General features: G+C 64.3%; 1 pseudogene. It reads left to right on the top strand.

Annotation, left to right across the window (positions count from 1 at the left end):
- Positions 1–41: 41 nt before the first annotated feature.
- Positions 42–474 (top strand): annotated as a pseudogene (locus AC0L2L_RS33360) (Ulp1 family isopeptidase); the annotation flags it as partial.

The following is a 474-nucleotide window of genomic DNA, read 5'->3' as shown; positions in this document are numbered from 1 at the left end:
GAGCGCTTCCGTCAGGCTCGTCCAATCTCCCCCGGGGGGCGATGCTCGGCGCCGACCTGCTGGACGACGTCCATATCAGCAGGGATTACCAGTTGCTGGAGCAGAGCCTGCAGGCGGCCCACCCAGCGCTCGCCGCCCGAACGCGGTTGGTGGATCCCTTGGTCTCCCAGCAACTGCGCCGTCACGACGGGGACGTGCAAGGTAGGTTGCTGTCGATCTACCATCAAAACGACGCCCCAGCCGACTTCGTGTTCCTGCCGGTGAACAGTGGCAATCCTATGGCTACGGCGGAGAACGAGGGACGCACTGAGCATTGGTCGCTGCTGCTCGTTGATCGCCGCGACCCGGAAACAGCGGTCGCCTATCACTACGACTCCATCCATCAGCGCGATGGACGGGGATACAATGACGCGCCTGCACGAGAGCTCGCAGCAAGACTGGACGCGACCACCACGGTGACACCCGCCATGGCGC

It is taken from the genome of Mesorhizobium sp. WSM4832, assembly GCF_055811115.1.
This window is presented reverse-complemented; position numbering and strand designations above follow the sequence as displayed.